The following is a 17,817-nucleotide window of genomic DNA, read 5'->3' as shown; positions in this document are numbered from 1 at the left end:
TTTCCCAAAGTTATATAAGGTCATTCTTTCCTTTACGTGAAATTTCATTGATATACTATTGCAATTCTCTTCACCGTTTGATAGAATATCACTTGTTCTATGTAAGAATCGAGTCATTCGATTGCACCAGGGAGGTGAAAAGTATGGCAAACATCAAATCTGCTATCAAACGCGCTAAACTTAGCGAAGAGCGTCGTGCACATAACGCTTCTATCAAGTCTGACATGCGTTCTGCTGTTAAAACTGTAGAAGCTTTAGTTACTAATAACGATCTTGAAAATGCTAAAGAAGCTTTCAAAACTGCTTCTAAAAAACTTGACAAAGCAGCTCGTAAAGGTCTTATCCACCAAAACGCTGCAGCTCGTCAAAAATCTCGCTTAGCGAAACAAGTAAACGCGTAAGGCGTTTAAAAAACGATCCATTCGGATCGTTTTTTTATATACAAAAAAGTTCATGTAACAAGTACATGAACTTTTTTGTATCATTACAGATGATTTAACCGCATTAAGAAAAACTCGAGCACAAGTTTCTTATCCATTTTTCCAGTCTTCATACTGTAATCAGCTTCCGCTAATTCTAAAATAACTCTTTTTAATTCTTCAAAAGAGAAAAATTTCGTTTGATTCATCGCCAACTTTACACGATACGGATGTACACCAATATGGGAAGCAATTTGATTTTGTCCATAACCGCGCTGTTGTAACTCCTTTACTTGATTCAGCAAACGGAATTGACTTACTAACAATGCGAGTAACTTAATTGGTTCTTCCTGTTGTGTGAATAATCCATCCAAAATTTGCATCGCACCTGCGATATCTTTTTTTACTACTTTTTCTGTCAAAGCAAACACATTTTGCTCAACGGATTTTGGTACAAGTTCCGCCACAAGTTTCGATGTAATTTCCCCGCCCATACCGACATATAACGTTAGCTTGTCCATTTCCTTCGCTAACATTGTGACATTACTTCCCACAAGCTCTAATAACAAACTAACAGCCGTGTTATCAATATATACATGCGCCTCTTCCGCACGAGAAACAACCCACTTCTGGACATCTTGCACTTGCATCGCATTCGCTTCTACTATATCCGCTGTTTTCTTTAATAGTTTCGTAATTTTTTTTCGTTCATCTAATTTTTCATAAGGCGCAACGAAAACAAGAATAGAAAAAGGAGAAGGTTCTCCGATATATTCTTCTAAAATTTTTATATTTTGTTCTAATTTTTCTTTTTGTGCCGTTAAAAATAATGGTGATTTTATTAATATAACTTTACGATCTCCAAAGAATGGAAGGGTACGTGCATCCTCAACCACGTCTTCTAAATACGCTTCTTCCAAATCATATGTCACAACATTAAACTCTCGATCTTCCTCTTCGAGTGCTTCCGTTGTAATCAGTTTTATCGTTTCATTTATAAAATACGCTTCCGTTCCATACAGTAAATACAACGGAGCAAACTGTTTCTTTTTAATTTTCTTATGTATATCACTCATACTTTTTCCTACTCCCTAACTTGGCAATATATATTTATACTAATGCCCTAGCTTTTGTTTTACAAGTACAAAGGAACAGGCTTTATAACCCGTCCCTTTATTTATATAAAACGCCACGCAATAAGCCCCGGATTTCTTATTGGTGTGCGGTAATCACCTTCCCTTTATTATTTACAATAGTAATCCAAGTATAAGTGCCAACTGTTAACATGCTTGGAAACAAAAAACTCTTGTTACTTAGCTAACAAAAAAGAGTATATATGCTCTTTTTTTCTCCATTTATAAATTGTAGATTTTTTTCTGACAATATTTTATACTAAAGTGGAATGTTGGGGAGGGATTCTAAATGAATAATTTTGAACAAAACGTTCAAAGTAAACGCAATGACGCTATTGATTCAGGGGTAGGATTTATCGTCTCATTTGGTTTTTTCGCAACACTTTTCATCATTGCAACTGTTATTAAATTTATCGGTTCTTAAAGGCTGCCGCTTAATGGCAGTCTTCTTTTTTATCTATTATGTGTTTCATCATATGTGATTTTACTGCGAAAGGTTCCTTTTCCCCCTTTAAAAACATAAGAAATGGCACCTTGCTTATCTGTGCGCCATATTTCAATACCATCCTTCTTAAAACCCTCTATAACTTCCTTATGCGGGTGCCCATACCTATTGCGCTCTCCAGCTGAAATAATCGCTACACTCGGCTGCACAAGGCTCAAAAAAGGTTCGGTAGATGACGTTTTACTCCCATGATGCGCAACCTTCAAAATGTCAGCCCGCAACTCCGGATATGTTGATACTACAAGCCGTTCACCTTCTTCTTCTAAGTCACCCGTGAATAACCATGTTAACCCTCCTAATTTCGCCCATATTACAACCGAAGAATCATTTTCTCCTTTTTCTTTTCCTTTTGGAGCTAACACAAAAAATTCTGCTTCATTTACTCTCCAGCTCTCACCCTCTCCTACTACACTTACCTTCACTCTCTTTGCTAAAGCTTGTTTCTTTAACGCTTTTTCTAATACAGCATCTTGGTCCTTTCTCCCAAATACAACTTCTTTTATAGTAATAGATGATAATAAATCCTGTGCAGCACCTATATGATCCGCATCTCCATGCGTTACAATTAATTTATCAATTGTTTTAATACCTTCCTTTTGTAAAAAAGGAATAAGAATATCATGTCCAACAGAAAATTCATGCTTTTTTTCTTGCCACGCCTCCTTCTTGATATGAAGCGCTCCACCTGTATCAATAAGATAAACCCCTTTATCGTACGGGAGACGAATTAATATCGCATCTCCCTGTCCAACATCAAGAAATGTAACACTTCCACTTTCGCGAAAATATGGTGATACATAATGACACGTACAAATAAAAAGAAATACGCCTACAACCATGAAAAAAATCCTTTGGGATATTCTCTTTTCCCAAAACACCAATATGCTAATAATGCTAAAACAATATATAATCACAAGAATTAAGGGGGTTTGGCCGAAAGTAAGGCGGATAAACGGGAAATTTTCACAGTAGCTTAAAAAATTATTAGAAACGGTTAAACATATCGATAATACATATGCAATTCCTTTCGCAAGAAATGGAATGATTGGCATACATAGAAGGATAACAATGCTACAGGGTAATACAAGAATAGATAGAAACGGAACATACAAAAGATTGAGGAAAATACTATAAGGAGAAAAATAACCAAAATGATATAGCAAAATCGGGGTGCTAACGAGCTGTGAAACAACAGAAATATAAATCGCATTTCGGATTGCTCCGTTACTACGTGCTAGTAATATCGGGGCAGATAACAGTAAGGCAAAGCTACCTACAAATGAAAACTGGAATCCAATATTGAAAATAAGATACGGATCGTATATAAGCATACATATAGCAGTTATACTTAATGCATCTAAGCTAGATAAGCGAACAGAACATATGAAAGCTACTAGTAACAATACTCCTGTTATAGAAGCCCTTACGACAGACGGTGATGCACCTGCTATAATCATATACAGAGGAATACAAACTATAAGACATACTGTTGCTCTCTCCTTCGTTACACCACTTCTTAGTAAAACAAAATACATTATAACTATCAGCAGTACGATATGCGAACCTGAAATTGCCAACAGATGTATAAGACCAAATTGTTGATATTGTTCTTCTACTTCAAACGACATTTGTTGTCGATCTCCAAATAATAATGCGTTCATAAAAGCACCTGACTGTTCCGGAAATATTTCTGTAACTTTCGAGATTACTTGTTGCCTAAAAAAGAAAATCCACTGCACGAGAGACAACGATGTTTTATGACATTCAGAAATATCTATCACATTGAATATAAAATGTATTTTTTGCTGGTATAAATAATCACGATAATCAAAAGCATGAAAATTTCTGGCAGTTTGCGGTTCTTGCTTCTCCCCTTTAAATGTACATGCTATTCCTGCAAATAATTGGCGCAATTGCTCCTTTTCTGATGCAGATTGAATTTTATAGTTCAACTGCACTATATTCTCATTTTGATCTTTAATTTGAAAAGAAAGGCGATTCCCATTAATAAAAGGTGTATTTTGTATAACACCTCGTGTAACTTCGTAGGACTCTCCTAGAGGCTTATTTTGACTTTGAACATATGCGGTATACATAGCGCCACTAAAACACGCTAACATACAAATGGTGAAGGTTATATGAGAAGTACGATACAAATAAAATAAAACATAACCAACGAAACAACAAGCAGTCAACAAATACGACGAGGAAAAGGCAATTGCAATCCCCATTATAAACGAGATTGCAACATAGCCCCATTGTCCCTGCAACTCATATCCACTCCTTATAGCATCATTTTTACTTTAGTGAATACATGCTGTAATTCTTCCATTGACAAACTATCTTTTTCGAAAGATGAGAATAGTTCTTTTAACTGCAAATGACGCTCTTGCTCCTCTAGCGAAGCAATATCATATTCTAGCGGAACGTGTTTCACTGTCACATTTGCTTGTTCAAACAACTCTATGGCATACGGATGGTTTTTATAATCCTGTGCATAATAAACTGCTGTAATACCACTTTGAATAATCGCTTTGCAACATTGCAAACAAGGGAAATGCGTAACATATATTTCCGATTCCTCTGTTTTCACACCAAACTTCGCACATTGCAATAAAGCATTCATTTCAGCATGAATTGTACGAACACAATGATTATCAATGACATAGCAACCATCGTCTATACAATGCACACCACCTTTAATTGAACCGTTATATCCGCCAGCAATAATTCGTTTATCACGAACGATTGTCGCTCCTACCGCAAGCCTTGTGCATGTACTACGCAAAGATAATAAATGGCTTTGCGTCATAAAATATTGATCCCATGAAATTCGTTCCATATCTTCACCTACTTTTTTGTCTACTTGTAGTGTAGCGAAAAAAGAAAAACTTCGTCAATCTTTTACGGAATAATTATTTGATCTTTTATTTTCTCAAGTGACTTCGTTCCAATCCCGTCAATCTCCAATAAATCTTCTATTTTCTGAAACGGTCCGTGTTCTTCTCGATATTTCAAAATACTTTCCGCTTTCCGGGAACCAATACCTGTTATTTTTTCAAGTTGTTCTTTAGAAGCTGTATTTATTTGTACTTTCCCCTCTTTTTTTGAAGAAGCAGCTCCCTCTTGCACTGGTTCATTTTTGCTCGGAATATAAAGAAGCATTTGATCTTGTATAACTTGTGCCAAATTCACTTTCTTTACCTCTGCATCCGGTAAAAAACCACCTGCTTTTTCAACCGCATCCTTCACCCGCTCTCCTTCCTTCATTTCATACACACCCTCTTTAAAAACAGCTCCTTTTACATCAATTACAATGGTTTTTTTCTGCTCCTTTGTGCCCAACTCTTTCGGCTTCCCTTTTTTCTCCACCTCTTTCATTTTGACATCTGTTGTCATAATTGTTTGCTCTGCATGCTGGTTCGTTTTCCAGAAAAGAAGAAAAATTACAGTTCCAATAATAACCACTAACCCCAACCATTTCTTTGGAAAATCCCACATCATTTTACACCTCTAATCATAAATTCATAACATCATTCATATTGTTTAGGAGAAAGCCGTTACGAAGGAGGGATGAAACATTGAACATAGGAATTATAGGGACAGGGAACATGGGGAATATACTAATCGATGCATTTTTAGAAACCCGTGCTGTCAAACCTTCGTGCCTTACTATTATTAATCGGACGCCTGCCAAAGCATATCATATAAAGGAAAAATACCCTTCTGTTCATATAGCCAAAACAATCCAAGAGGTAATCGAACACTCCCAGCTTATTTTCATTTGCGTAAAACCGATAGATATATACCCTATCCTACAAAAATACGCTGAACATTTTTCAGATGAAAAGTGCTTAGTTTCTATTACAAGCCCAATATCTCCATCACAATTAGAAACGCTTATACCTTGCCATATCGCACGAATCATTCCAAGTATTACAAACCGTGCTTTATCTGGCGCATCACTATTTACATTTGGAAATAACTGCTCTGAAGAATGGAAACAAAAACTACTTCATCTATTCAAAAACATTTCTACTCCCCTTGTTATAGAAGAAGATATAACGCGCGTTTCATCTGATATAGCAAGCTGTGGCCCTGCTTTTTTTAGTTATTTATTACAATGTTTTATTAACGCTGCTGTAGATAAAACAAACATTACACATGAAGAAGCCACTACTTTAGTAAGTGAAATGGTCATTGGAATGGGGAAATTACTTGAAAAAGAAATTTTCACATTACCTACTTTACAAGAAAAGGTATGTGTCAAAGGCGGCGTTACAGGAGAAGGTATTCGTGTTTTAGAAGAACATGTTGGGGATATGTTTCATAAATTAATCGAACGGACACATGAGAAATTTGATGAAGATTTAAAATGCGTTGAGCAGCAATTCAATAAACACACATAATAAATACTCCATCGTAATTCCAAATCCTTTAATTAATACTTATCTTTTTCATGCTACATTTTCACTAAAACTAGTATTTTTACACTTTACACATATCATCTCTTTATTTTTCTAGAACTAAAACTACATCTTTTCTATAAAACAAAAGCAACCTTAGCGGTTGCTTTTGTTTTATCTATTTTTCTTCGCCATGAAGAAAATACGCTCTGTTTGTTCTGTAACTTCAAGTCGCTCAAAGTCACCAGTCACGCGAAGCACCGTAAAACCAGCTTCTTCAAGCCATTTCGTTAGCTCTTCAACCTGATATGCACGTTGCACGTGACATTCGTCAAAACGATGATACACATCTTCTTCTGGATCTTGAACAAAGAATGTTAAATCATGTTCCACACTATCTGATTCTTCTCCAGGGAAGCAGTTCCAAATAAGTGATATTTCTTCGCCATTCACTGTGTACGTTTCATTTTGAAATACATGATGTATTTTATATAAAGAGTGTACATCGAATAAAAACAAGCCATCTTGACGTAAATGGTGGAAAACTCTTCTAAATGTTTCTTGTACTCCATCTTCTTGCAATACATAATTTAATGAGTCACAAAAGATTGTCACACAATCAAATTCACCGGGAACATCAAGCTCTCTCATGTCCTGTTGGTAAAAAGGAATAAAGTAACCTTCCCCTCCTAGTTTCTGCTGTGCAACAGTTAACATTTCTTCAGATAGATCTACACCAATTAAATCATAACCTTTTCGCACAAGCGGAAGTGTTACGTTACCCGTTCCACATGCTACGTCAAGAATTTTTGCCTCTTTCATAGATGCCTGTTGCAAACTTTCCTCTGTGAATTCCACCCATTTATCATAAGGGACATCATTCATCAGTTCGTCATACAGCAAAGCAAATTGTTCGTATTTCATTGATCTAGCTCATCTGCAATATCTTCACGCGGCACATCGCCCCATAGACGCTCTAAATTATAGTGATTACGCTCGTCTTTATGGAATACATGAGCAACCACATCACCAAGATCTACTAAAACCCAACGCGCTTCATCAAAGCCTTCCATACGTTGCACGTTAATTTCGAACTCATGTGCCTTCGCTTTAATTTCACGTGCAATTGCTTGCACTTGCTTGTCTGAATTTCCGTGACAAATAATAAAATAGTCTGCAATCGGTGAAATACCTTGCATATTTAGTACAACCATATCTTCTGCTCTCTTATCATCAGCTGCTTTTGCCGCTAATACTAATAACTCTTTATCTTTCATTTATTAATTTCCTCCTTGATAACTGCATTGTATGTTTGGAATGTTAATGGATAAATCGTTTGATCTTTTTCCATTAAAAATTGAATTGTTCGCTTTAAAGCAAACAGTAAAGCTTGATTTATATCTTTATATGCGAGTTCCCTCGCTTCTTCCACACCAGGAAACTTACGTCCTGGTTCAATGTAATCCGCTACATAAATAACTTTATCTAACATTGTCATTTTTTCATGACCACTTGTATGATATGTAATGGCTTGTAGAATTTCAGGATCAGTAATACCTACTTCTTTTTCTACTAAGTATGCCCCAACAGGTGCATGCCATAACTCTTTGTTATAGTGCAGTAGATCCTTCGGCAAAGCTTCTCTCTTAATAATCTCTTCCATTTCTGGAATCGCTCTACATTTTGCATAATCGTGAAATATAGCAGCCGTCTCTGCCTTCTTCTCATCTACACCATATGACCGAGCAAGTTCAATCGCTGTTTCCATTACACCAACCGTGTGTATATAACGTTTTTCATGCATTTGTTGTTTGACAATGCTAAGTGCTTCCTCACGATTCATACAACCCATTCCTCTCGATATATACCTGTACTTTTTCGGGGAGTAAATATTTGCACGTTTTCTTCGTCATATATCTCTCACGTAACAAAGAAGAAGAAACTGCAAACTCCGGAATTTCCACTTTTACGATATCATAAGGCGTATGTAATGTATAACCTGGTCTTGCAACTCCAACGAAAGTCACAAGTTTAAGTAACTTTTCAATGTTATACCACTTCGGCAAATACTCAACCATGTCTCCGCCAATAATAAAGTGAAACTGCACATCCGGATACTTCTCCGTTAATTGTACCATAGTATCGTACGTATAAGATGGGCCTTCTCTGTCTAGCTCTTCTAAACAAATTGAAAAGTATGCTTCTTCCTCAGTCGCTATTTGCAACATGTTTAATCGACTTTTCACACTCGTAATGTTACGTCCTTGCTTGTGCGGTGGAATTTGATTCGGTAAAAACCATACCTCTTCCAACCCTAAAGCATGATACACTTCATTTGCAATTAACAAATGCCCATTATGAGGTGGATCAAACGTGCCACCAATAATACCAATTTTTCTCAAAAGAAACGCTCCTTCCTTTTACATACAGCAACTCTCCTCATAAATATTCGAAGAGAGTCTACTGTTAATAAAAGTTCAATTGGTTTCACTTTCTACATATCAAGCGCCTATTACGAAATAACTCACGTATACCTTTTATCGTGGAAGCTTAATTTGCTTATTTTCTCTAGATTCTTTGTATAAAACAATTGTGCTTCCGATTACTTGAACGATTTCAGCTCGCGCACCTTGTGCAAGTTCTTCTGCAACTTCACGACGATCAAATTCACAGTTTTGTAGTACACTCACTTTAAATAGTTCACGAACTTCTAATGCTTCTCCAATTTGTTTCACCATATTTTCATTTACGCCACCTTTTCCAACTTGAAAAATCGGTGTTAAATGATGTGCCTTTGCACGTAAAAATCTTTTTTGTTTTCCTGTTAACATATAATTAGCCTCCAAGCTCTCTCATTACTAATTGTTTCATTCTATCAATATTCGGCACACAACCTGTCCACATTTCAAATGCAAGTGCACCTTGATAAACGAACATATCGATTCCATTTTGAATTATTGCACCTTGTTCTTTCGCATCGCCTAAAATTTTCGTTTCAAATGGATTATAAATAATATCAGAAACAATCGCTCCTTTTTTCAATGAACGAATTTCGAACGGCGTATGCTCAACATGCGGATGCATACCTATCGTTGTTGTTTGAATGATAATATCATATTCCCCTTGAGCTTTTGCTGCGTGTTCTAGCGATAGGGCATGTGAATTAACATTTTCCAAACATCCAGCGACAAGATTCTCCGCCTTATCTCTCGTACGATTAGCAATATCAATTGCTGTCACACCTACATCTGCAAGTGAGAAATAAATAGCTCGACTAGCACCGCCTGCACCGAGCAATAAAATACGTTTCTCTTGAAGCGGCTCTTTACTAATTGACTGTAAGGCACGAACAAAACCAATTCCATCCGTATTATACCCAATCAATTTTCCATCTCGATGAACTACTGTATTTACCGCACCGATTTGCCTTGCAAGCGGGGCAATCTCATCCAAGTACTCCATAATCGCAACTTTATGCGGAGTCGTGACATTAAATCCGGAAATACCTAATGCTTTCAAACCTTTTACTGCTTCCCCTAGCGCTTCTTCTTCTACAAGAAACGCATGATAATGGGCATCCATATTCAAGTGTTCAAATGCATCGTTATGCATAATGGGTGATAATGAATGTCCAATTGGATTTCCGATTACACCATATAATTGTTTCATAAATCCCTCTCCATATTAAATTAAAGATTTACGCAATGAAACACTTACTCCTTTTGGTACATGAGCAACAATTTTTGCTCCTGATTCATTCACAGTAACCCATCCTAATCCAGAGAATACAACGTCTGTTTTTGGCTCACGAATATTAAATTCATATTTCACAAACTCAGGCATATTTTCTAATTCTTCTGGTGTCGGTGGATTCAATAATTCTCCAGCGTGTCTTTCGTACAATTCATCAGCCTTTTCAAGCTTTGTACGATGGATTGTTAAACGGTTTGAGAAATGACAAGTGAATGCACGGCGGCCTCCACTTACATAATCAAATCGTGCTAATCCACCAAAGAATAATGTTTGTTCTTCATTTAATTGGAATACCATTGGCTTAACTTCTGTAGTCGGTGTAATAAGCTTTAAGCTTTGTTTCCCAACATAATGTGCCATTTGATGATGGTTAATAATCCCTGGCGTATCAAATAAAGAAGATTCTTCGTCTAATGGAATATCAATTAAATCAAGTGTTGTTCCTGGGAAATGTGATGTTGTAATTACATTCTCAGTCTCATCACTAAACTCTTTAATCATACGATTAATAAATGTTGATTTACCAACATTCGTACATCCAACAACATAAACATCTTTACCTTCGCGGTAATACTCAATTGCATCCGCAAGTTCAGTGATTCCTTGCCCTTTAGCTGCACTGATTAAAAAGACATCTTCTGGTTTTAAACCAAGTTGCTTTGCACTATAGCGCATCCAATGTTTTACTTTATCATGCTTAACTGACTTTGGAATTAAGTCAGCCTTATTCCCAACAAGTAACACTTTATTATTCCCTACAAAACGATGTAAACCCGGTAACCAGCTACCATTGAAATCGAAAATATCTACGATTTTAACCACTAGTGCGTCTGATTGTCCAATTCCGTTCAAAATACGAAGGAAATCATCATCTGTTAAAGATACGTCTTGAATTTCGTTATAATGTTTCAAACGAAAACAGCGTTGGCAAATTACTTGTTCTTTTTCTAAAGATGATGCAGGAGCATATCCTACTTCATTTTTATTTTCTGTTTGAATTTCTACACCGCAACCAATACATTTAATTGTTTCAGTCAAACTTTATTCCTCCCAATTAATTAAGCCTTTTTTCTTCATGTTTCTCATAATTCTTCGTTCAATTTTTCGATTAAAGCGTGTTACCAATCCGTCTGTTTGCGCTACTGGTACAACTAAAATTGTATGAAGTCCCACACGATTCCCACCGAGCACATCCGTTAGTAACTGATCTCCAATTACTACAACTTCATCTGGTTGCAGGTGCATCTCGTTTATTGCGCGCTTAAAGGCACGAACAAACGGTTTACGCGCGCTATGAATAAACGGAATACCTAATGGGTCAGCGAAGTCTTTAACGCGTTGCTCGTTATTATTTGAAACGACCGTTACTTGAATATCATTTTCTTTCATTTTCAAAAACCACTCTTCAAGCTGCGGTGTTGCGTTTGGACGATCCCATTCAATTAAAGTGTTATCTAAATCAGTGATAACTCCTTTAATTCCACGCTTTTTCAAATCTTCTGGTTGAACATGATATACATTTTTCACATATTCATTTGGTAAAAATAACTTCAATTTCTTTCACCTCTTTGAGGATTTTTCATAAAATTTTTCGACAACATTTTTCGATAGATAACCTGTGGATAAACTTGTACACACTTTCCACATTAATTTTTCAGTTAATTTGGAATTTACTAACAATCTATACACATTTTATCCACTGAGGTATGTGGATAACCTCTTGTTTGTGACTGTCATATTTTTTTGGTACATTAAATGCAACAACGAATCAATCCTTATATTATTAGGAGGTGACTCACCTTGAAAACAAAACATATGGAACAGTTATCTACTGAGTTACTCACTGAGTCTTATTATAAAGCAAAAGAACTAAAATTAAATCCCGACTTCATTTTACTTATAAAACAAGAAATTATTCGACGCTCGTTAGAGGACAAGCTCGTCAAATCTTCTTGAGTACATATAGATTGCTGGTTGACCTGTAAAAAGAGCCATCCTGCGATGGCTCTCGAATAAACAAGTACTCCCATCTAGGGGATTTCTTCATTAAGCATCTTTGTCCATATTTCTTAATTAGAGCTTCATAAGTATATTATAAAATCTTTTCTTTACTTATGAGATAATCGTGTTGCAATTTTTTCACCCAGACGCAGCTCTTGTCCACTTGTCAATTCCTGCACTGCTTCAATCATATCTTTTTCAAATAATAAAACAACTGTTGAACCAAATGTAAAGTATGCCATCTCTTCACCTTTTTGAACAGTACTTCTTTCATGAAGGAGCTCAATACTATTAACAAACATGGCACCTACTTTTACAAGCGCCATATGTTCACCTTCACTATTTACTTCTGTAACAGAGCGATAATTTTTTGACAATGGTTCTTTTCCATACTCCATACCCGCTGCATTTACCGGATATGATTTTCTGCCAAGTACAAATCTTTCAGTGACAGATCCAGAGAGCGGACTATGAATACGATGATAATGACTTGGACTCAAATAAATTACCATGTATGTACCGCCTGCATATCGCTTTGCACGCTCTTCATTACCTAGCATATCCACAATTGAATAACGCTTTCCTTTTATATCGAATGTTTTTGTATCCTCAATAGGACCTTGATCAGCAAAAACACCATCAACAGGACTAACGATACTCGATGCATCTGCATCAATACTACGCTTTCCTTCTTTTAGCCTACGCGTAAATAAATCATGCAATGTTTGATATTCCTTCAAACCCTTTTCCATCTCATCTTGATTAATTTGAAAAACTTTCGCATACGATGGAATAATGATAGAGCTCAAACGCGATTGTGCAAATTTACGTAATATATAAGAAGTAAAACGACCATTTGTAAGTTCGATCATAAGTCGATATAATGTACGTCGCAAATTACGAAACCTCCTAACCAGTCTATAACTTTAGTTTCTCCTTCTTTTCTCTCTATATCATATGTAGAATTGGTTCTTATTCCCACATATAGCATGGAGCCGTCTCGTTATACATGAAGAAAGCTAAGTATAATTTTTATTCTTAAATTGTTTAGCACCTTCTAATATTACAGATAGAACCCGCCATTTTCAACAGTGAACATGTATTTCTTCTTAGAGCAGCTCGTTTTCTTTCCTTTTTACAGAAGAAAAGGCAGCCGCTTTTGAAATACGGTTGCCTTTCCTATACTCTATTCTTTCGCTTTCTTCTCTTTCTCTGCCCTTACAAATTCATGGAACATTTTCATTAAAGCGCGCTTTTCAATTCTTGATACGTAGCTTCTGGAAATACCAAGTGCCTTAGCAATCTCCCGCTGCGTTTTTTCCTTATCAAGCCCAAGTCCAAAACGCTTCACGATAACTTCCTTTTCTCGTTCGTCTAAAATATCTATATACTCTTTAATCTTTTCTAACTCCATACTAAGCTGAATCATATCAATTACATCTTCAGACTCTGATTTTAATATATCAATAAGCGATATTTCATTCCCTTCTTTATCTTGCCCGATTGGATCATGAAGTGAAACATCTTTTTTCGTCTTCTTTAGCACACGTAAATGCATCAAAATTTCATTTTCGATACAGCGTGCTGCATACGTCGCAAGCTTAGTTCCTTTCCCTGCAGAATAACTCTCGATCGCTTTAATGAGCCCAATTGTACCAATTGAAATTAAATCTTCTGCATCTTCACCGGTGTTTTCAAATTTCTTAACGATATGAGCTACAAGCCGTAAATTATGTTCAATTAAAAGATTTCTCGCTTGAGCATCACCTTGCTCCATTAACTCTAAGTACTTTCTCTCATCATCTGATGATAACGGCTGCGGGAACGCATTATTCTTCACATAAGAAACAAAGACAAACACCTCTCGAACCATATATCCAATTGCGGCGAATAGACTCAAACCTTTCACCTCCGCCAAAATAGTGGTCTTTATTATGTGTATGTGGGCATGAGGTTGTTTGTGTCTGTACGATATCATTCCAATATGTTTTTACGCATAATATTTGTCTCAAAAAGCTTTGCTACGTATACTTAAACAAAAGATTGGGGAGTGGAATATGAAACATTTCATCACCCTCTTGTTCATAAGTAGCTTGTAAGAGATGAACTCCTTGTACGCTCTTGCAAGCTACTTATACTACAAGGAGGGATAACAAATATGAAATTTGAAAGAACACGTGCTTATACAAGACACCAACGTCAGCGTACGATGCGCCGAAAGATGATTATCGCAAAACACGCATGGGGACATACACCTGAAACAGCTGGTATTTTTGCAAAAGGAAAAATTCACTGCTCCTGTGGAATGTGTACAACAAAGTGGAGAACAGAAGGACCACCTGCTAGTGTACAGAAATGGTTATACAAAATTGATACATGCGAAGAATAATCGTTCTTTCTAAAAAAGGTCTTCTCTCGAAGACCTTTTTCCCTATTTAAAGACTTATTTGCTCCAAATTTTTTCTCCAGTATGCGCATTAATATAACGAATTTCTCGACTACCGTCGAAGAATTCTTTATAATTTTCATCCGTTGTTTGTTTATACAGCAATTGATATACCGTTTCCTCTACGTCATGATCTATAGACCATTCTAATTTTACTCGGATAGCCTCTCTGTATATTTCTAACGCTTCTTCTTTTGTTACTTTTGGTGTTGTTTCATATGTAAGTAATTCTTTTATAAATTTGCTAGACTCTCCGGAGTAGTGCATCACAGCACCATTTTCTGTATTGATGTTGATCATAAATTGCATATAGTCTATTGGAATCCCATTCACATATACGGAAAAGATAAACCTTTCAATCCCATCTTCTGCTTCTTCACGTTCCTCCCAAAGACGAAGATATTGTGTGATATCCGGAATAACTCGCTCTAAAAATTGAATTGCTTTTTGTAAACATTCCTCTCTAGACAGTATTTGTTTTGCTTCTTTATCTTCTGTCAGTTTTATAAAGCCAATTAATTCATTGGTTAATTTATCAACCGTAATGCCAATTAAATTATTATATTTTAACATCGGTAAATGCTTTTTAAAGAATTCATTCATTAAATATGGATTCTTTTCTTCTTTCTGTTTTTGTAATTCCTCTTTCGGAACAAATTTCATCCTTATTCCATCTTCATTTTCTGTCTCAGCTACTTTTGTAAAACTTTCTTTATCCCAGTCAAATAAATCGAATATATCATCTTGTTGACTACCTTTTTTCGATTTTTCAACAGCTACAGTTGGAGGCAATTTATAATGATCTGGGCCAAACAAATCTTTACCTGTACTTGCATCAATAAACGCATGACTAGGCTCTGGTTCATATACAAGATGGTACCCTTTTACTTCTTCCCCATTTTCATATTTACATGAGGAGTATGTTAAATCTACAAATACAAGTCTCATATCTTGTCTAGCTTTCAAAGTTTCTAAAACGATATTCTCCTCAACAATTTCACTTGGCCATAACGTTTTTTTCTCTATCGCTTTTTGTCCATTATAATGGAAATTCACAACATTACCTGAAGGATGAACACGCACAACACACCCCGTATTCGGCAATGGATACCCATTCACTTCTTGCATATAATTTATTTCTTTCCAGCCACGCCTGTCGTCCTTAATTGACACATATGTATAAAATTCTAATCCGTCTTCCACATATTTTTTTATAAATACATTTGCAACCTCTCTTGCCTTATTCTCCTCCATCACTTCTTTATCACTCGAAAAATAATTTTCATCATCTATCCTGAATTCAAATAGATTACCAGTATGCCTATTTAATGAAATTTGTATCTGTTTCTCCTCATCCTCTTTATGCCCCCACCATAATAAATGATGAGGATCATCCACTCCTTCTTGATCATCTACAACAAGCCTATAATCATCTGGAATGTTAATAATATGAGCCACTTGCTCTTTTCTTTCTTTATCTTTTTGATTCATTATACCTTCTCCTTATTACAATTTAAGGTAATTATAACAAACAAAACCAAAACTCATTAACAAAAAGACAAAAAACTGAAACAATTAGTTCATACGAATTTCACATGAATCTATTACTATTGGAATTGTACATAGTGAACTTACTAACAACTGCGTTTATTAATATATAAAATTTCATTTGAAAGGAGTTGAAAATATGAAAACTAAATATCGCTTTATGATTTCATCATTTGCTGCTTGCGCCTACATGATTTGGTGTTTAGTATAATAACAACTTCACTTGTAAATAAGAAAAGGTGTGTATATAAATGGAATATAACCAATCAACAGTTAACTACTGGAAAGCTTTTGTATTACCTTATACATTCGCTTTAGAAGAGTTAAAAACTAAATTTGAAATTATGAACCGGGAAGCTCAATTTTTAGAAGACTACAACCCGTTTGAACATATAAAAACAAGACTTAAACAACCCGAAAGTATCATTAGGAAGCTTGAGCGTAAAAACTTATCACCAACAGTTGAAAATGCTCAAACACAATTACAAGATATTATTGGCATCCGTATTACATGTTGCTTTGTAGAAGATATTTACCATTTAAAAGAGGTTATTGAAAATCGTGGAGACATGGAAATTGTAGAAGTAAAAGATTATATTGCTAATCCAAAAGGAAATGGCTATAAAAGTTTACACATGATAATAAAGTATCCATTGTCACTAAATTCTGGTACGAAAGATGTCTTTGCAGAAATTCAATTACGTACACTTGCCATGGACTTTTGGGCAAGTTTAGAACATAAACTTTACTACAAATATGAAGGAAATATACCTGACTATTTGAAAGATGAACTACATGACGCTGCTATGAAAGCTGAAGATCTTGATAATAAGATGGCAACAATCCGTCAAGATATTGATGACATTGAAGCATGTTCAAATCAAATTTTATTACCACTATAAAAAGGTTCTCTCCTATGAGAACCTTTTTTTATGCCGTAAAAGCCCGATTGGTGAAGGCTAATAATCAGTGGGGGATGGACACCCCCCACTGATTAAAGTTTCACTTTATTTCTTCCCTACCGTACGAACCTCTTCAATCTTCCACCCTTCGTCTTCTTTTCCAAGTGCATACTGCATTTTCTTCTGAAGAGTAACTCCTCCATCTACTTCTTTTTCCGCCGTTTCAACGATAACAAGTCCCTCTTTAAGAGCTTTCATATTCATATGCTCTAATTCAATTTTCTTATTTCCCTTTTGAAATGCCGCTTCCTTTTGTGTTTTTAAGTCTTCAGCACTAGGCATCTTCTTTGAAAACAACTCCATATGTTCAGCAAGATTTTTTTCATTCGTCGTCCGTACAAATGCCTCAATAACATCTTGAATGGATTTCTCTTCTTCTTTCGTTATCTGTACCTTTTCCTCAGTTTTTTTAGCAGATTTTTGTTCTATATTATTCTCTTGAGATTGACATCCAACTAGCAATAATACAAATACTAAAAGGAATCTTACTTTCCCTAAAAAAATCCTCATCTTTCCATCTGCTACTAAAAATATAGACAAATGTATATTCTTAGAGTATTCCTGCTTCTACGTGTCCTGTCTCGCCAATCACTCGCTACTACAGTTTGCTGTAACACTCCACAGGCGTAAATTCCGATGTAGCC

The 17,817-nt window shown here is 35.7% G+C and carries 22 protein-coding genes; 6 read left to right on the top strand and 16 right to left on the bottom strand.

Annotated features, from left to right (window positions below; translation table 11 throughout):
* Positions 1-143 precede the first annotated feature (143 nt).
* Entirely contained in the window at positions 144-401 is a 258-nt protein-coding gene (gene rpsT / locus JDS80_RS00990; protein WP_001274011.1) for a 30S ribosomal protein S20, read from the top strand.
* A gap of 83 nt (positions 402-484) precedes the next feature.
* On the opposite strand, the gene holA is transcribed toward rpsT, so the two are convergent.
* On the bottom strand, positions 485-1,495 hold the full coding sequence (holA, locus tag JDS80_RS00985; protein ID WP_071771689.1) for a DNA polymerase III subunit delta: 1,011 nt from the start codon (positions 1,493-1,495) through the stop codon (positions 485-487).
* A 346-nt stretch (positions 1,496-1,841) separates the two neighbouring features.
* On the opposite strand from holA, the gene JDS80_RS00980 reads away from it, so the two are divergent.
* Complete coding sequence (locus JDS80_RS00980) at positions 1,842-1,976, top strand: YqzM family protein (protein ID WP_001058627.1); 135 nt, start codon at positions 1,842-1,844, stop codon at positions 1,974-1,976.
* A gap of 29 nt (positions 1,977-2,005) precedes the next feature.
* Here the strand turns inward: JDS80_RS00980 and JDS80_RS00975 are convergent, their stop codons facing one another.
* The 3 genes from JDS80_RS00975 to JDS80_RS00965 all read right to left on the bottom strand — a co-directional run bounded on the left by JDS80_RS00975 (position 2,006) and on the right by JDS80_RS00965 (position 5,561).
* Positions 2,006-4,327, bottom strand: a complete 2,322-nt coding sequence (locus JDS80_RS00975) for a DNA internalization-related competence protein ComEC/Rec2 (RefSeq protein WP_199636819.1) — start codon at positions 4,325-4,327, stop codon at positions 2,006-2,008.
* A 14-nt stretch (positions 4,328-4,341) separates the two neighbouring features.
* On the bottom strand, positions 4,342-4,899 hold the full coding sequence (locus JDS80_RS00970; RefSeq protein WP_071747384.1) for a ComE operon protein 2: 558 nt from the start codon (positions 4,897-4,899) through the stop codon (positions 4,342-4,344).
* Between the two features lie 62 nt (positions 4,900-4,961).
* Positions 4,962-5,561, bottom strand: a complete 600-nt coding sequence (locus tag JDS80_RS00965; RefSeq protein WP_199636817.1) for a helix-hairpin-helix domain-containing protein — start codon at positions 5,559-5,561, stop codon at positions 4,962-4,964.
* Between the two features lie 77 nt (positions 5,562-5,638).
* Between JDS80_RS00965 and comER the strand changes: the two genes are divergently transcribed.
* Positions 5,639-6,466 (top strand): late competence protein ComER, encoded by an 828-nt coding sequence (gene comER / locus JDS80_RS00960; protein ID WP_071747386.1) that lies wholly within the window; start codon positions 5,639-5,641, stop codon positions 6,464-6,466.
* A gap of 171 nt (positions 6,467-6,637) precedes the next feature.
* On the opposite strand, the gene JDS80_RS00955 is transcribed toward comER, so the two are convergent.
* The 8 genes from JDS80_RS00955 to JDS80_RS00920 form a co-directional block, all read right to left on the bottom strand.
* A complete protein-coding gene (locus tag JDS80_RS00955) occupies positions 6,638-7,387 on the bottom strand; it encodes a class I SAM-dependent methyltransferase (protein WP_071747387.1) in 750 nt (249 codons plus the stop codon).
* Complete coding sequence (rsfS, locus tag JDS80_RS00950; RefSeq protein ID WP_000653209.1) at positions 7,384-7,740, bottom strand: ribosome silencing factor; 357 nt, start codon at positions 7,738-7,740, stop codon at positions 7,384-7,386. The genes JDS80_RS00955 and rsfS overlap by 4 nt, the downstream gene beginning before the upstream one ends.
* A complete protein-coding gene (gene yqeK, locus JDS80_RS00945; RefSeq protein ID WP_071747388.1) occupies positions 7,737-8,306 on the bottom strand; it encodes a bis(5'-nucleosyl)-tetraphosphatase (symmetrical) YqeK in 570 nt (189 codons plus the stop codon). The genes rsfS and yqeK overlap by 4 nt, the downstream gene beginning before the upstream one ends.
* Positions 8,296-8,865: a nicotinate-nucleotide adenylyltransferase gene (locus JDS80_RS00940; RefSeq protein WP_001226028.1), complete on the bottom strand. Its 570-nt coding sequence runs from the start codon at positions 8,863-8,865 to the stop codon at positions 8,296-8,298. Before JDS80_RS00940 ends, yqeK begins: the two co-directional genes overlap by 11 nt.
* Positions 8,866-9,000: 135 nt before the next feature.
* Entirely contained in the window at positions 9,001-9,294 is a 294-nt protein-coding gene (gene yhbY / locus JDS80_RS00935) for a ribosome assembly RNA-binding protein YhbY (protein WP_000955223.1), read from the bottom strand.
* A 4-nt stretch (positions 9,295-9,298) separates the two neighbouring features.
* On the bottom strand, positions 9,299-10,132 hold the full coding sequence (gene aroE / locus JDS80_RS00930; RefSeq protein ID WP_199636816.1) for a shikimate dehydrogenase: 834 nt from the start codon (positions 10,130-10,132) through the stop codon (positions 9,299-9,301).
* A 15-nt stretch (positions 10,133-10,147) separates the two neighbouring features.
* On the bottom strand, positions 10,148-11,254 hold the full coding sequence (yqeH, locus tag JDS80_RS00925; protein WP_071771691.1) for a ribosome biogenesis GTPase YqeH: 1,107 nt from the start codon (positions 11,252-11,254) through the stop codon (positions 10,148-10,150).
* Positions 11,255-11,257: 3 nt separating this feature from the next.
* Positions 11,258-11,770 carry a YqeG family HAD IIIA-type phosphatase gene (locus tag JDS80_RS00920; RefSeq protein ID WP_000765303.1) on the bottom strand — a complete coding sequence of 171 codons (513 nt, stop codon included), beginning with the start codon at positions 11,768-11,770 and terminating at the stop codon, positions 11,258-11,260.
* A gap of 246 nt (positions 11,771-12,016) precedes the next feature.
* Between JDS80_RS00920 and sda the strand changes: the two genes are divergently transcribed.
* On the top strand, positions 12,017-12,172 hold the full coding sequence (gene sda, locus JDS80_RS00915) for a sporulation histidine kinase inhibitor Sda (RefSeq protein WP_000850094.1): 156 nt from the start codon (positions 12,017-12,019) through the stop codon (positions 12,170-12,172).
* 152 nt (positions 12,173-12,324) lie between these two features.
* Here the strand turns inward: sda and JDS80_RS00910 are convergent, their stop codons facing one another.
* Positions 12,325-13,113 carry a phosphatidylserine decarboxylase gene (locus JDS80_RS00910; RefSeq protein ID WP_071747392.1) on the bottom strand — a complete coding sequence of 263 codons (789 nt, stop codon included), beginning with the start codon at positions 13,111-13,113 and terminating at the stop codon, positions 12,325-12,327.
* A gap of 290 nt (positions 13,114-13,403) precedes the next feature.
* Positions 13,404-14,117: an RNA polymerase sporulation sigma factor SigK gene (sigK, locus tag JDS80_RS00905; RefSeq protein ID WP_000051382.1), complete on the bottom strand. Its 714-nt coding sequence runs from the start codon at positions 14,115-14,117 to the stop codon at positions 13,404-13,406.
* 258 nt (positions 14,118-14,375) lie between these two features.
* On the opposite strand from sigK, the gene JDS80_RS00900 reads away from it, so the two are divergent.
* Complete coding sequence (locus tag JDS80_RS00900; RefSeq protein ID WP_199636815.1) at positions 14,376-14,606, top strand: hypothetical protein; 231 nt, start codon at positions 14,376-14,378, stop codon at positions 14,604-14,606.
* 54 nt (positions 14,607-14,660) lie between these two features.
* On the opposite strand, the gene JDS80_RS00895 is transcribed toward JDS80_RS00900, so the two are convergent.
* Positions 14,661-16,154, bottom strand: coding sequence for a YcdB/YcdC domain-containing protein (locus tag JDS80_RS00895; RefSeq protein WP_199636814.1), 1,494 nt, complete (start codon positions 16,152-16,154; stop codon positions 14,661-14,663).
* A 308-nt stretch (positions 16,155-16,462) separates the two neighbouring features.
* On the opposite strand from JDS80_RS00895, the gene JDS80_RS00890 reads away from it, so the two are divergent.
* The gene (locus JDS80_RS00890) at positions 16,463-17,113 is read left to right on the top strand and encodes a GTP pyrophosphokinase (protein WP_002015229.1); all 651 of its coding nucleotides are present in this window, start codon (positions 16,463-16,465) and stop codon (positions 17,111-17,113) included.
* Between the two features lie 105 nt (positions 17,114-17,218).
* Here the strand turns inward: JDS80_RS00890 and JDS80_RS00885 are convergent, their stop codons facing one another.
* Positions 17,219-17,683, bottom strand: coding sequence for a hypothetical protein (locus JDS80_RS00885; RefSeq protein ID WP_199636812.1), 465 nt, complete (start codon positions 17,681-17,683; stop codon positions 17,219-17,221).
* Positions 17,684-17,817 lie beyond the last annotated feature (134 nt).

Source organism: Bacillus cereus group sp. N8, assembly GCF_016483685.1.
Classification (GTDB): domain Bacteria; phylum Bacillota; class Bacilli; order Bacillales; family Bacillaceae_G; genus Bacillus_A; species Bacillus_A proteolyticus.
Note: the sequence above shows the minus strand (reverse complement) of the source record. Positions and strands in the feature narration are given on the sequence as shown.